The organism is Janthinobacterium sp. NKUCC08_JDC, assembly GCF_019345575.1.
Classification (GTDB): Bacteria; Pseudomonadota; Gammaproteobacteria; order Burkholderiales; family Burkholderiaceae_D; genus Janthinobacterium; species Janthinobacterium aestuarii.
Map to the genome: position 1 here is coordinate 150,313 of NZ_JAHKQW010000012.1, position 13,514 is coordinate 163,826.

The 13,514-nt window shown below is 64.4% G+C and carries 10 protein-coding genes and 1 tRNA gene; 2 read left to right on the forward strand and 9 right to left on the reverse strand.

Going from position 1 to position 13,514, the window contains the following annotated elements:
• Positions 1–79: 79 nt before the first annotated feature.
• The 5 genes from yegQ to KO538_RS23085 all read right to left on the reverse strand — a co-directional run bounded on the left by yegQ (position 80) and on the right by KO538_RS23085 (position 5,102).
• Positions 80–1,441, reverse strand: coding sequence for a tRNA 5-hydroxyuridine modification protein YegQ (gene yegQ / locus KO538_RS23065; protein WP_219329760.1), 1,362 nt, complete (start codon positions 1,439–1,441; stop codon positions 80–82).
• A 176-nt stretch (positions 1,442–1,617) separates the two neighbouring features.
• Positions 1,618–1,863 carry a DUF1059 domain-containing protein gene (locus KO538_RS23070; protein WP_070305491.1) on the reverse strand — a complete coding sequence of 82 codons (246 nt, stop codon included), beginning with the start codon at positions 1,861–1,863 and terminating at the stop codon, positions 1,618–1,620.
• A 66-nt stretch (positions 1,864–1,929) separates the two neighbouring features.
• A complete protein-coding gene (locus KO538_RS23075) occupies positions 1,930–4,284 on the reverse strand; it encodes an acyl-CoA dehydrogenase (RefSeq protein WP_219329761.1) in 2,355 nt (784 codons plus the stop codon).
• Positions 4,285–4,407: 123 nt separating this feature from the next.
• Positions 4,408–4,740 (reverse strand): hypothetical protein, encoded by a 333-nt coding sequence (locus KO538_RS29670; RefSeq protein ID WP_070305493.1) that lies wholly within the window; start codon positions 4,738–4,740, stop codon positions 4,408–4,410.
• 286 nt (positions 4,741–5,026) lie between these two features.
• Positions 5,027–5,102: transfer RNA gene (locus KO538_RS23085), tRNA-Phe, on the reverse strand.
• 119 nt (positions 5,103–5,221) lie between these two features.
• On the opposite strand from KO538_RS23085, the gene KO538_RS23090 reads away from it, so the two are divergent.
• Positions 5,222–5,992: a hypothetical protein gene (locus KO538_RS23090; RefSeq protein ID WP_257620519.1), complete on the forward strand. Its 771-nt coding sequence runs from the start codon at positions 5,222–5,224 to the stop codon at positions 5,990–5,992.
• A 20-nt stretch (positions 5,993–6,012) separates the two neighbouring features.
• On the opposite strand, the gene KO538_RS23095 is transcribed toward KO538_RS23090, so the two are convergent.
• On the reverse strand, positions 6,013–6,444 hold the full coding sequence (locus tag KO538_RS23095) for a hypothetical protein (RefSeq protein ID WP_219329762.1): 432 nt from the start codon (positions 6,442–6,444) through the stop codon (positions 6,013–6,015).
• Positions 6,445–6,664: 220 nt separating this feature from the next.
• Between KO538_RS23095 and KO538_RS23100 the strand changes: the two genes are divergently transcribed.
• On the forward strand, positions 6,665–7,648 hold the full coding sequence (locus KO538_RS23100; RefSeq protein ID WP_257620528.1) for a cytochrome-c peroxidase: 984 nt from the start codon (positions 6,665–6,667) through the stop codon (positions 7,646–7,648).
• Positions 7,649–7,753: 105 nt separating this feature from the next.
• Here the strand turns inward: KO538_RS23100 and KO538_RS23105 are convergent, their stop codons facing one another.
• The 3 genes from KO538_RS23105 to KO538_RS23115 all read right to left on the reverse strand — a co-directional run bounded on the left by KO538_RS23105 (position 7,754) and on the right by KO538_RS23115 (position 13,445).
• The gene (locus KO538_RS23105; protein WP_219329764.1) at positions 7,754–10,147 is read right to left on the reverse strand and encodes a S9 family peptidase; all 2,394 of its coding nucleotides are present in this window, start codon (positions 10,145–10,147) and stop codon (positions 7,754–7,756) included.
• 92 nt (positions 10,148–10,239) lie between these two features.
• Positions 10,240–12,504 (reverse strand): EAL domain-containing protein, encoded by a 2,265-nt coding sequence (locus tag KO538_RS23110; protein ID WP_219329765.1) that lies wholly within the window; start codon positions 12,502–12,504, stop codon positions 10,240–10,242.
• Positions 12,505–12,638: 134 nt separating this feature from the next.
• Entirely contained in the window at positions 12,639–13,445 is an 807-nt protein-coding gene (locus tag KO538_RS23115; protein ID WP_219329766.1) for a YggS family pyridoxal phosphate-dependent enzyme, read from the reverse strand.
• Positions 13,446–13,514 lie beyond the last annotated feature (69 nt).

Here is a 13,514-nt window from a genome sequence, read left to right on the forward strand (position 1 = left end):
AGGTAGTGCCAGCCGGAATTTTTCTTGTCAAATCAAACACTTGTAGACTGCTTCGCTACCCCGCGCAGCAGACTGGCGGTTACAAATAACGGGCCAGCAAGGCCTTGTCGAGAGCGCCGTCAAGTTCGATGCGCACGAAGTGGCCGCTGCCGGGCGCCACCTGGATCTCTTTGCCGTCATCGCTGAGCATGCGGGTAATGGTGACGTCGCGGTTGCCGCCCGGATGCACGGCCTCGATGCGGTCGCCCACGGCGAAGCGGTTTTTCACTTCCACCCTGGCCCAGCCGTCCGCCACGCCCAGCACGTCGCCCACGTACTGGCTGCGGTCCGCCTCGGACGCGCCGCGCATGTAGTTCTGGTGCGCCTGGGTATGGTGGCGCTGGTAAAAACCGTCCGTGTAGCCGCGGTTGGCCAGGCCTTGCAGCTGGCCCAGCAGGCTGATGTCGAAGGGGCGGCCCGCGACGGCGTCATCGATGGCCTGGCGGTAGACTTGCGCCGTGCGCGCCGCGTAGTACAGCGACTTGGTGCGGCCCTCGACCTTCAGCGAATCGACGCCGATTTTAACCAGGCGCTCGATATGCTCGACGGCGCGCAAGTCCTTCGAATTCATGATGTAGGTGCCGTGCTCGTCTTCGAGTATCGGCATCAGCTGGCCCGGGCGCTGGGCTTCTTCAATTAGATAGGGCTGGTCGGCCAGCGGGTGGCGCGGCTGCTGGTGCAGGGCGGAAAACGCATTGTTGTCCGCCTCGGCCAGCGCCTGGTGAAATTCCAGCGGCACCACCTGCATGCCGCCCAGGTCGCCGCTGGCGTCTTCGGACGCGTTTTTCACCTTGTAATCCCAGCGGCAGGAATTCGTGCAGGTGCCCTGGTTCGGGTCGCGGTGGTTGAAATAACCGGACAGCAGGCAACGGCCCGAATAGGCGATGCACAGCGCGCCGTGGACGAAGACCTCGAGCTCCATTTCCGGGCAGCGCTGGCGGATTTCCTCGATCTCGTCGAGCGACAGTTCGCGCGACAAAATCACGCGCGTCAAGCCCATGCGGTGCCAGAATTTGACGTCGGCCCAGTTGACGGCATTCGCCTGCACGGACAGGTGTACGGGGACGTCCGGCCACTTGTCGCGCACCATCATGATGAGGCCCGGGTCGGCCATGATCAGCGCGTCGGGGCGCATGGCGATCACCGGTTCCATGTCGCGCAAATACGTTTTCAGCTTGGCGTTGTGCGCGAAGATGTTGCTGGCGACAAAGAATTGCTTGCCGCGCGCATGGGCGCCATCGATGCCTTCCTGCAAGGCTTGCAAGGTCGAAAAATCGTTATTGCGCACGCGCAAGCTGTAGCGCGGCTGGCCCGCGTAGACGGCGTCGGCGCCAAAGTCGAAGGCGGCGTGCATCTTGGCCAGGGAGCCGGCAGGCAGGAGGAGTTCGGGAGCGTGGCGCATGGAGGATGGGCAAAGCCGGCGATCTTATGCTGGCTGGCCGCATATTGCATTGCCTTGGGTCAAGGGATTGGCATCCGCTGCCGGCGTGCTCAGGCGTCAGGCGTTCAAGCCTGTGTGTCCCTGGTGCCGCTCGTGCCGGGCTTGCGCTTTCAGAAACCGGCGCAAGCCCTGGCCGGCTAGTGCGCATGCGCGGTCCCGCTGTTGCCGGCCTGTCCCGTCATGGGCAGGTGTTCGGGCGGCATGCCGTCCTTGAACAGTTGACGCAATTGCTGGCGCAGTTCCGGCGTGTCGTGGTGATGGTGTACCGAGACCGCGTGCTCCACGGCAATCCCCAATAGCTCTTCCTCGCTGTCGGCCGAGATGGCCACCGAACAATGCGTGTCGCTTGGGAATTCCCGGCAATCGATGAATTTGCGCGTCATGATCGACTCCTTTCCGAAAAGAGCGGGCACAGCACCCGCTCAATTCAGTATAGGCCGCAATCCGGCTCAGGCTGCGCGGCTGTTGATATCGGCCCCGTGCGCCTGCAAGTGTGTTGGCTGCGCCGCAGCGGGCGCAAAATCGTCGACCTGTATCAAGCCGTCGACCAGGCGCGCATAGTCGAGCAAGGTGTTGTGCTCCTGGCAGCTGACCGAACCCGCCGCCTTGGCTGCGGCCAGCCACTGCTGCATGGCGGACAGGCTTTGCGGCAGGTGCCGCAGGGCCGCGCCTTCGGGCGTGTCTTTCAGGCGTTTTTCGATGTGCAGGATGTCGGGCAGCAGGGTCAGGGCCCGCTCGGCGCAGGCCACGGGGTCGTTGCTGTCGTTGGCCACATAACCGTCGGCCAGCAGGCGTTCGCGGTCGGCGCCCGGCGTTTGCAGGGCCAGCGCCACTTCACTGCCCAGTTCGTCGGATGGCGGGCGGTGGGGCAAGCCAAACGGGAACAGCAAGGTGCGCAGCAGCGCCGCCAGCACGCGCGCGGGGAAATTGTCGAGCACGCCCGTCAAGCCCTGCTGCGCCTTGACCAGCGCATCTTGCAGCGACCAGTGCACATAGGGCAGGTCGGCCTCGGGCCGGCCATCGTCTTCGTAGCGCTTCAGCACGGACGATGCCAGGTACAGCTGCGCCAGCACGTCGCCCAAGCGGGCGGACAGCCGCTCGCGGCGCTTGAGTTCGCCACCGAGCACGAACATCGACATATCCGTCATGACGGCAAACGCCGTCGACAACCGCGTCAGGGCGCGGTAGTAGGGCGTCAGTACAGGCACGCCGGCATCGGGCACGGCCGCCAGGCGCGCGCCGCCCAGCCCGTACCACAATCCCCTGGCCAGGTTGCCCAGCACAAAGCCGACATGGCCAAAGAAGGCCGTATCGAAATCGCGCAAGGCCTTGCGACCGTCGCTTTCGCTGACGGCAGCCATTTCCCTGAGCACATACGGATGCGCGCGGATGGCGCCCTGGCCAAAGATGATCAGGCTGCGCGTGAGGATGTTGGCCCCTTCGACCGTGATCGCGATGGGGATTTGCTGGTAGGCGCTGGCCAGGAAATTGTTGGGACCGACGCAGATGCCCTTGCCGCCGAGAATATCCATGCCGTCGTTGACGAGCGCGCGGCCCCGTTCCGTGACGTGGTATTTGACGATGGCGGAAATGACGGCCGGCTTTTCGCCCAGATCGACGGCGTGCGCGGCCAGGGTGCGCGCCGCATCCATCAGATACAGGTTGGCGCCCATGCGGGCCAGCGCTTCCTGCACCCCTTCGAACTTGCCGATAGGCATGTTGAATTGGCGCCGCACGGCCGCATACGCGCCGGTGCCGCGCACGGCCATCTTGCCCATGCCCACGCTGGACGAGGGCAGCGAAATGGCGCGCCCGGCCGCCAGGCACTCCATCAGCATGCGCCATCCCTTGCCCACCTGCGCCTGGCCACCGATGACCCAGTCGATGGGGATGAACACATCGTTGCCCGAGGTGGGGCCGTTCTGGAAAGCGGCGTTCAAGGGATGGTGGCGGCGCCCGATCACCACGCCGTCGTGGCTGGCGGGGATCAGCGCGCAAGTGATGCCCGGCGCATCGTTGCCGGACAGCAGATGCTCGGGGTCGCTGGTCTGGAATGCCAGGCCCAGCAAGGTTGCCACGGGCGCCAGGGTGATGTAGCGCTTGTTCCACGTGAGGCGGAAACCCAGGGTAGGGCGTCCTTCATGCATGCCCATGCAAACCACGCCCAGGTCGGGAATGGCGGCCGCGTCGGAACCCGCGTACGGGCTGGTCAGGGCAAAGCAGGGAATCTCGGTGCCGTTGGCCAGGCGCGGCAAATAATGGTTTTTCTGTTCTTCTGTGCCGTAGTGCAGCAGCAGTTCGGCCGGTCCCAGCGAGTTGGGCACCATCACGGTCACGGCCAGCGCCGAGCAGCGGCTCGACAGCTTCATCACCACTTGCGAATGCATGTAGGCGGAGAATTGCTTGCCGCCATATTGCTTCGGGATAATCATGCCGAGGAAACCTTGCGCCTTCATGTAGTCCCAGGCTGGGCGCGGCAAATCCTGCGCCTGCTGCGTTTCCCAGTCGTTGACCAGTTCGCACAGCCGTTCGACATCGTGATCGAGAAAATGGCGTTCCTCGGCCGTGAGCGAGGCGCGTCCATAACCCAGCAGTTTGGGCCAGTCGGGCTTGCCGGAAAACAGGTCCGCATCCCACCACGTGGTACCCGCCTCGAGCGCGTCGCGCTCCGTGTCGGACATCGTCGGCAAGATGCGCTTGAACAGGGCCAGCAGGTGTGGGGTAATCAGGGCGCGGCGCACGGGGCCGGGCGCGAACAGTACAACCAGGCCCAGCAGGGCCGCCACCAGTATGATCGTCAGCATGCGATATCTCCCTGTTATATGACAACAGGATAGGCCGAGATGGCGAATGTTACTGTGCGGTACAGCGCATACGCACAACGCCAACCGGATGGGTTGGCGTTGTGGTGTCCGGAGTAAAGCGTATTAACGTTGTGGAACGACAATCACCGTGTCGCCCGTCTTACCTTTGGCGCCGTCGTCGCCCTTGGCACCATCGTTGCCTTGTGCTCCAGTGGCGCCCTTGGCGCCGTCATATCCGGCGGCACCGCTGTCGCCGGTCTGTCCCGTGGCGCCGGTGGCACCGGTCGCGCCGGCAGGGGCTTCAGCGCCCGTGGCACCCGTCGCGCCGGCAGGACCAGGCGCGCCGGCAGGGCCGGGAACGACTTGTACGACGGTGGGTGCGGGTGGTGCTTCGCGCTGGCAAGCCGTCAGGGCAAGGGTAGAGGCGAGCGCGAGCAATATCAGGGTAGTTTTCATGATGCATCCTTTGGCAGTGTGCCGTAATGTACGGAACGGCTCGACGGCGTCGGGCGCGAGTTTCGCATGGCGGTGTAGCGGGGAGAACTGGCCAGGTGGCCGTTGCGCCGTGTCGCGCAGGGCGCTGGCGGCGGGAAGGGTGTGTGGTCTGCCTGCAGCATGGGCTCTTGGGCCGCTGCAGTCCGTACGTTTGCGTACACAGCGGTGGGGCGGGAGAGATTTTGTGCAAAGAAAAACAAAAAAGCCAACCCGAAGGTTGGCTTTTTGCTATGCGCTGCTGAATTCTTGGTGGCCCGGGGCGGAATCGAACCACCGACACAAGGATTTTCAATCCTCTGCTCTACCGACTGAGCTACCAGGCCAAGGCGGCGAATTATAGCAGAAAGACTTTCTACCTGACCAGAGCTAGCTGTGTTCAAATGCAACAGATGGCCAAAACATGGTGTTTTGGCATCCTTGTATGACCCGAAGGGATGTGGCGATGCAGCGACGTATTGGAGTGCAGGGCCTGGCGGTGGCGGGCTTGTTCAGTTTGTTTTGCGGCGCGGCGCGGGCCGATGGGCTGGCCGATTTAACTGCGGCGCTGGCCCGATTGCAGGGCCAGATGCCGATCAAGGCGCAGGTCGAATCGAAAAGCTGGCGCCGCGAGGGCGAGGGCAAGGTGGCGGAAGAGGATAGCGGCCAGGCGACAGTCACCGTCGAAGGCGGGCCGGCAGGCTTGCAAGTGCTCTACGGCAAGGATTTGCTGGCGAAAGTGGAGGCCGAGCAGCGCGCCAGGGTGAAAGATCCGAAGGTGAAGACGCCGATCGGCTTTGCGCTGGGAGAAATGAAGGCGACGGAGTTGCGTTCCATGGTGTCGGCGGCGGACGCCCTGTCGCGCGAGATCGAGGAAGCCGTGTTCAGTAGTGAAAAAATGGATAGCTACAAGGGCAAGCCGGCGCGCCTGCTCAGCTTTACCTTGTCGCTCGACAAGGTGCCTGAGAAAGACCGCAAGTATGTGAAGAAGTTCGAAGGCGGCATCGAGGTGTGGATCGCCGCGGACGGCACGCCGCTGGCCAGCCATTTCCACTTTGACGTGAGCGGGCGCGCCTTTGTCGTCGTCAGCTTTACGCAAAAGTCGGACGAGACACGCCAGTATGGCGTCAGCGGCGACCATTTATTGTTGCTGCGCAAGGAGAGCAAGAACACCACCTCAGGCGCGGGCGAGAGGGTGGAGAGCAAAATCGTCAAGACCTTGCAATTGCAATCCTGACGTGTTGCCGGCACATTCGATTACATGGCGGCGTTGCCGCCCATGGCGCTCTTTTGCAACACGCAGCGTCCCGCTTCGCAGGTGGCGCCCGGGTCCGTGACGATGGAGCAGGTCGACATCATGCCGTCCGCCTGCTGCTGCTTGCGGCTCGCTTCGGCTTGCGCCTGGGCCAGGGCCTTGAGCTTCTTGCCGTCATTGTTTTTGCTGGACCAGGCCAAATAGCGCTCGGGGCCGCCGCAAGCCTTGGCGCCGATCGCGATGGTCTGACATTGCTGGGTGGAATCGCAGGCGGCGGTGCCCACTTCCGCCTGGATTTGCGCCAGCAAGCCGGCATTGCCGGGGGCGGGCGGCGCATCATCTTGCGTGGGGGCGCTGCCGCAGGCGCTGGCGGCCAGCAGCAGGAAGCTGGCGCACGTGGCGCGCAACAGGGCGGAGTAGGTAGGCGTTTTCATGCCTTCATCATGTGCCACGCTTGCGTAAATGGCAAGCGCGATTCGCACTTGGCCAGAACCTTGATCCCGGTCATTTCCATTGTCAACCCGTCAAAGTTAATATAAATCAACATCCAATCAGCGATGTACGGGTGGCGACCGGGCCGGCACGCTGCATTCCCGCGCCGGTGCGCGCCGCCGATTCGGGAATGTTTCCAGGAGTTAGACTATGCGCCGCACCATGTCCCCCTTCCTCTTCATCGCCAGCCTCGCTTTCAGTGGCGCGCTGCACGCCGCCAGCAAGGAGCCGATCCAGCCCATCACCGCCGCCAAGGCGGCCAATCCAGCGATGGTCGAGCTAGGCAAGAAACTGTTTTTCGATCCGCGCCTGTCGCGCTCGGGCTTTATTTCCTGCAACAGCTGCCATAACCTGAGCATGGGCGGCACGGACAATATCAAGACCTCGATCGGCCACAACTGGCAGCGCGGGCCCATCAATTCGCCCACCGTGCTCAATGCCAGCATGAACGTGGCGCAATTCTGGGATGGCCGCGCCAAGGATTTGCAGGAGCAGGCGGGCGGCCCCATCGCCAATCCGGGCGAGATGGCTTTTACGCACGAGCTGGCCATCGACGTGCTGGCCTCGATTCCCGCTTACCGCTCGGAGTTCAGGCAAGTGTTTGGCCAGGACAAGCTGACCATCGAACAAGTCACGCGCGCCATCGCCGCCTTCGAGGAAGTGCTGGTGACGCCCGGTTCGCGTTTCGATCAATGGCTGTCGGGCAAGAAAAGCGCGCTGACGAAAGACGAACTGGCCGGCTACCAGCTGTTCAAGTCGAGCGGCTGCATCGCCTGCCATAACGGCCCTGCCGTGGGCGGCAATACTTTCCAGAAGATGGGCGTGGTGGAACCGTACAAGACGGCGATGACGGCTGAAGGGCGCTCGGCCGTGACGGGCAAGGATGCGGACCGCTTCAATTTCAAGGTGCCGACCCTGCGCAACGTGGAGCTGACGTATCCGTACTTCCACGATGGCGAAGCGGCGACCCTGACGCAGGCCGTCGACGTGATGGGCCGCTTGCAGCTGGGCCGCACCTTTACGCCCGATGAAAACGCCAAGCTCGTCGCTTTCCTGAAAACCCTGACGGGCAAGCAGCCGCATATCGTGCTGCCGATCCTGCCGCCATCGTCGGATACGACGCCGCGGCCGGTGCCGTTTGACTGAGTGAGTGTGGTGTCGGATTACGCCCTTGCGGGCTAATCCGACCTACTCTCTCCGGCGTAGGTCGGATTAGCGGCGTAGCCGCGTAACCCGACATTCTGATATCGCTTACTTCAACGTACGCTGGAACAATTGATAGATGCGGCGGTACTCGTCATACCACGCTTCCGGCTGCACGAAACCGTGGCGCTCCATCGGGTAGCTGGCCATTTCCCAGTTGTCCTTTTTCAGCTCGATCAGGCGCTGCGACAGGCGCACGGAGTCCTGGTAGAACACGTTGTCGTCGATCATGCCGTGCGCGATCAGCAGGTTGCCTGTCAGCTTGTCCGCGTATTCGATCGGCGACGAGATTTTATACGCCTGTGGATCGATGTCCGGCGTGTTCAGGATATTCGCCGTGTACTCGTGGTTGTAGGTCGTCCAGTCCGTCACGGGGCGCAGGGCGGCGCCCGATTTGAAGATGTCCGGCGCGCGCATCAGGGCCATCAGGCTCATGAAGCCGCCATAGCTGCCGCCATAGATGCCCACGTTCTTGATGTCGCCCTGGTGCTGGGCTGCCAGCCAGTTGGCGCCATCGACAAAATCTTCCAGTTCCGGGTGGCCCATCTGGCGGTAGATGGCCGTGCGCCAGGCGCTGCCGTAGCCGAGCGAAGCGCGGTAGTCGACGTCGAGCACGATGTAGCCTTGCTCGACCAGCAGGTTGTGGAACATCTGTTCGCGGAAGTACACGGGATAGCGCTCGGTCACATTCTGCAGGTAGCCGGCGCCGTGCGCGAACATGACGACAGGATAGCGCTTGCCCGCTTCCAGCTGCTTTGGCCGGTACAGCTTGGCCCAGATGGGCGCCGCGCCGTGCGTGGACGGCACTTGCACCAGTTCCGGCATGACCCAGCTGCGCGCCTTGAAGGCGTCGCTGCGCGTATCGGTGAGGATAGTCGCCTTCCCGCCGGCAACGGGAACCGTCGCCAGCTGGGCCGGCATATAGCTGGTGGAATAGCGCAGCAGCAGCTTGCCGTTGTCGGGCGACAGGCCGAAGTTTTCCACGCCTTTCAGATTCGTGACTTCGCGCGCCCCGCCATCGTTGGCCGTGCTGGCGCACACTTCATACGTGCCTGGCGCTTGCCGGTTGCACATGAAATAGGCATTCTTGCCGTCGCGGCTCCACTCGACGGCGCTCACTTCCCACTGGCCGCTGGTCAGTGCGCGCGCCGGAGCCGCGCCCTGTTTCGTGTACAGGTGGGCGTAGCCGCTTTCCTCGGACAGATACCACAAGGTGGCGTTGTCTGGCAGCCAGCCGAATTCCTCGGCGCGGCGGTTGACCCAGGCCGTATCGCTGATGCGGTGCACGGGCACGAGGGCGCCGTTGGCCAGGTCGACGTTGGCGAGCCAGCCGTCCTTGTTGTCGATGGCGCGGATGCGCACGGCGGCCTTGCTGCCGTCATCGGTCCAGGCGATGCCGTCGCGCTGGGCGTCGATGCGTACGGCACGGTTGCCTTTCAACGGCGGCAGCTTCTGTTCCGCGCGCAAGGCTGCCAGCGGGTCGGTGGCGATACCGGGCAGGCTGTCAAAGGCGATCTCGCGCACCTGGCCCGTGCGCAGGTCCGCCAGTTTCAGGCTTTGCGCGATCGGCATGTTGCGGCCCACGCGCGTGCGTTCGTCGTCTGCTTCCGGATAGCCCGTTTCCGTGACATAGCGGGCCAGTTTGCCCAGCTTGCCCTTCTCGGCAGCTTTATCCTGCGTGACGAACAGCAGCCAGCGGCCGTCCGGCGACAGGGCGCTGCCGGAAATCGTCACTTTCTCGCCCAGGTAGATCGGTTCCGGCGCGCGCGTGGCGTCCAGGCGGCGCTCTTCGTGGCGGCGTTCGCGGTTCGCGTCGCGGTCTTCCTTCTGGCGCGCTAGGTTGACGATCAGGCGCAGCTGCAGCTCGCGCAGGGCGTCCGCTTCCGGCTTGGCGTCCGGGTCCTTGGCCGCGCGCAGCAGGGCGACGGGGGCGCTCAGGCGATCAAGACGGTTCCAGCTGAACCAGTCGGTGCCGCTGCGGTATTGCACGGCGCCGCCGTCGCTGGAATATTGCGGGTCGCTGATGGCCGTCACACCGCGCGTGATTTGCGTCAGGGCGCCGTTTTTCAGGTCGCGCTCGAACAAGTCGCCGTTGCGCAGCAGGATGGCGCGCGTGCCGGCCCGGTTGACGACCATCTGCTGGCCATCGAGGTTGGCCAGCTGCGCATCGTCGACCTTCTTGCCGCTATTGAGCTTGGCGTTCGCGTCTGGTAATTGATAGGTGTCGCGCAGGGGCGAGCCGAGGCGTTTTTGCTTGTAGTAGAGCTGGCCGTTCCAGCCCCACCATGCCGCTTCGACGGGTGTGCCGATCCAGTCGGGATCGGCCATGGCCTGGTCCAAGGTGATCGGCGTGGGCGTGGTGGCGGTGGAGGAAGGGGCCGCATGCGCGGCAGGCAGCAGAGATAGCAGCAGGAGCGGCAGCAGGGGAAGAACCAGACGCATCGGGGATCGCTTTAATCAAAGGGGATGATGAAGGTACAGGCTATGAGGCCGGTATTCTAGCGGAGGAGTTGCGTGCAGGAAATGTCGGAAAGCTAAGCCTGATGCCGGGCCAGCCAGGCGAGAAAGTCGGCGAGCGGCATCGGCCGCGCATACAGGAAGCCCTGCAAGCCGTCGCAATCATGGGCGATGAGGAAGTCTGCCTGCTCCTGCGTTTCCACGCCTTCGGCCACGACGCGCAAGCCCAGGTGGCGCGCCATGGCCAGGATCGCTTGCACGATGGCCGTGTCGCGCGCATCGTGCGGCGTGTCGTCGATGAAGCGCTTGTCGATTTTGAGTTCATACAGCGGCATCGAGGTCAGGTAGGCGAGGCTGGAATAGCCGGTGCCGAAATCGTCGATGGAAAAGCGGATGCCCAGGTCCGCCAGTTCGCGCATGCGCGCCAACGAGGCGTCGCGCTGATCGATCAGCAAGCCTTCCGTCAATTCCAGGATCAGGGCGCCGGCCGGCGTGCCGTGTTCGGCCAGCGCCGCCTGCACGCGGGAAGCGAAATCGGGCTGGCGAAACTGGGCCGGGCTGACGTTCACGGACAGGGCGACGGGCGATCCCGCCTGCGCCAGCACCCTGGCGGCGCGGCATGCTTCGCGCAGCGCCCAGTGGCCGAGCTTGACGATCAGCCCCGATTCCTCGGCGATGGGAATGAAGATATCCGGCGCGATGTACGTGCCGTCCGCCTGCGGCCAGCGCATTAGCAATTCGGCGCCCGTGACCCGGCCGTGCCGGTCGACCTGCGGCTGCACGTGCATGCATAAAACATGGTCATCGAGGGCGCGCGCCAGCGCCCGTTCCAGGGTCAGCCGGCGCTCCACGCCCGCCTGCATGGCCGCTTCAAAGAAGGCGATGCCGTTGCGCCCTTCGGCCTTGGCGCGGTACATGGCGATGTCCGCTTCGCGCAGCAGGTCGTGCGCCTGCTGCTCCATTTTCGGCAGCAGGGTCACGCCGATGCTGGCGCTGCAATGATAGGACTGCGCGCCGATCTCGAAGTCGCGCGCGATGGCGGCGCGGATTTTTTCGGCCACCTGGGCCGCCGCGCGCGCGGCGCTGTCCAGGTCATCGGCCAGGTGCGCCAGCAGCACGACGAATTCATCGCCGCCGATGCGCGCCACCGTGTCGGCCTTGCGCATCAGCTGCGCCAGCCGTTCGCCCGCCAGGCGCAGCAGCGCGTCGCCGGTGGCGTGGCCGCGCGCGTCGTTGATGTGCTTGAAGTGGTCGAGGTCGATGAACATCAGCGCGCTGATGGTATGGTTGCGCGGCGCGGCGGCCAGCAAGTGGCCGATGCGGTCCATCAGCAGGCGCCGGTTGGGCAAGCCCGTCAGCACATCGTAGAAGGCCAGGCGGTGGATGTCCGCTTCCGATTTCTTGCGCTCGTCGATTTCGCGCTCGACGGCCACCCAGTGCGTCTGCCTGCCGTCCGCATCCGTAAACGGCACCAGTTCCGCCTCGACCCAGTACGCCTTGCCGGCCTTGTTGTAATTCAGTAATTCCGCCCTTGCTGGCTGGGCGCGGGACATGGCGGCGGCGACGCGCGCCAGTTCGTCCGCATCCGTGGCGGGGCCTTGCTGGAACAGCAGGCTGCGGCCCAGCACTTCGGCGCGCGCATAGCCGCTGCTGCGCTCGAAGGCATCGTTGACGAAGATGATGCGCGTGGCGGGCACCGTACCCGCGCCTAACGCGGTATCGGCCACTTCTGCGATCATCACCATGTCGTTCAGGCGGGCCAGCGCCGTGGCCGTCAAGCGCAGGTCGGCGTTCAACTGCGACAGGGCCTGGCTGCTGCGTTCCAGGTGGCGCAGCAGGAAGGCGCAGGACAGGGTCAGCACGGCGGCGATGAACAGGAAGTTCAGGGCCACGATCAGCGCGCGCAGCACGGGCGAATCGGGCACGCCGCGCAATTGCAGCTCCACGTCGGGATGCAGGCCGAGCAGAAAGATGGTCAGCGACGTCAGGGCCAGGGTCGACAGGGCTGGCCGCATGCCCAGCAGCAGGGCCGCCAGCACGGGCATGAGCATCATGTAGATCTGGCTGACGGGGCCGATTTTCATCAGCAGGCCCACGCCCACCAGATAGGCGACGATGAGGAATTGCCACACGCGCCAGCGGTAGGGCATGGCGCGCAGATGCCAGATGAGGCCGATCCAGCCGATGGCCAGCAAGTCGAGGGCGACTATGGACCAGATAGCTTCGCGCGCGGCCAGCAGGGCGCTGGGAATGGCAGTGACGATGCCCAGCAGCAGCACCGCCTGCAGCAGGCGCGCAAAAATCTGTCCGCGCCAGTGCGCGAGATCGTTTGACGCGGCCACGCTGCCGTCCTTTCACCAGTGAGCTCTGCTGCCGAGCTGAGCAGTATGGTAAAAATATTACGCGGTATCTTTCAGCATGTCATCTTGATCATTCGGCATGATTGACGGCGCGACCACAAGGCGTACTGGCCCGCCTAGTCCGTTTGCGCCGTGGGCCAGTAGTGGCTATCGGGCGTATCGCGCGCGCCGAAGATGGCCTGGCCGACGCGCACGACGGTGGCGCCTTCTTCGATGGCGATTTCATAATCGCCGGACATGCCCATCGACAGCTCGTCGAGGCTGACGCCATCGGGGACGTCCTGGCGCAGCCGGTCACGCAATTCGCGCAGCAGCACGAAGCAGCGGCGCACGCGCACGGCTTCCGCCGACAACAGCGCCAGGGTCATGAGCCCGCGCACGCGCAGCGCCGGGAAGGCGGACAGCTGGCGCAGGAAAGCGGCCACCTCGTCCGGCGGCAAGCCGTACTTGCTGGCTTCTCCCGAGGTGTTTACTTGCACGAACACATCGAGTCCGCGCCCTTCCGCTTGCAGGCGCCGTTCCAGCGCCTCGGCCACGCGCAGACTGTCGAGCGCCTGGAATTCGCTGGCAAAGCGCGCCACCAGCTTGGCCTTGTTGGTCTGCAAATGGCCGATCACCGACCATTGCAGGTCGGCCAGGTCCGCCATCGCTTCCCATTTGCGCCCCGCCTCCTGCGGCTTGTTTTCTCCCAGCATGCGGCAACCGGCGGCGTAGGCCAGGCGCAGGCTCGCCTCGGGCTTGGTCTTGCTGACTGGCAGCAGGCGCACGCCGGCCGGATCGCGTCCGACCCGCTGGCAGGCGGCGGCCATGCGCGCATGCACTGCCGCCAGATTGCGGCGGAAGTCGTCCGCCGACACGGCTTGCGGCCAGCGCCCATGCCGCTCATGCATGGTGGGGGTGAGCAGGGGAGTGTCTGTGTTCATGTGTCAGCCTTGTGTTCGCCTTTAGCGGCAGCAGTCGCGGGAGTGGTGTATTATTGTCCTATGCCAAAA

Excerpts from the sequence above, each read along its gene's own strand:
- KO538_RS23070 (WP_070305491.1), bottom strand. The coding sequence starts at position 1,863 with ATGACGCGCAAATTCATCGATTGCCGGGAATTCCCAAGCGACACGCAT.
- KO538_RS29670 (WP_070305493.1), bottom strand. The coding sequence starts at position 4,740 with ATGAAAACTACCCTGATATTGCTCGCGCTCGCCTCTACCCTTGCCCTG.
- KO538_RS23075 (WP_219329761.1), bottom strand. The coding sequence starts at position 4,284 with ATGCTGACGATCATACTGGTGGCGGCCCTGCTGGGCCTGGTTGTACTG.
- yegQ (WP_219329760.1), bottom strand. The coding sequence starts at position 1,441 with ATGCGCCACGCTCCCGAACTCCTCCTGCCTGCCGGCTCCCTGGCCAAG.
- KO538_RS23105 (WP_219329764.1), bottom strand. The coding sequence starts at position 10,147 with ATGCGTCTGGTTCTTCCCCTGCTGCCGCTCCTGCTGCTATCTCTGCTG.
- KO538_RS23095 (WP_219329762.1), bottom strand. The coding sequence starts at position 6,444 with ATGAAAACGCCTACCTACTCCGCCCTGTTGCGCGCCACGTGCGCCAGC.
- KO538_RS23100 (WP_257620528.1), top strand. The coding sequence starts at position 6,665 with ATGTCCCCCTTCCTCTTCATCGCCAGCCTCGCTTTCAGTGGCGCGCTG.
- KO538_RS23090 (WP_257620519.1), top strand. The coding sequence starts at position 5,222 with ATGCAGCGACGTATTGGAGTGCAGGGCCTGGCGGTGGCGGGCTTGTTC.
- KO538_RS23115 (WP_219329766.1), bottom strand. The coding sequence starts at position 13,445 with ATGAACACAGACACTCCCCTGCTCACCCCCACCATGCATGAGCGGCAT.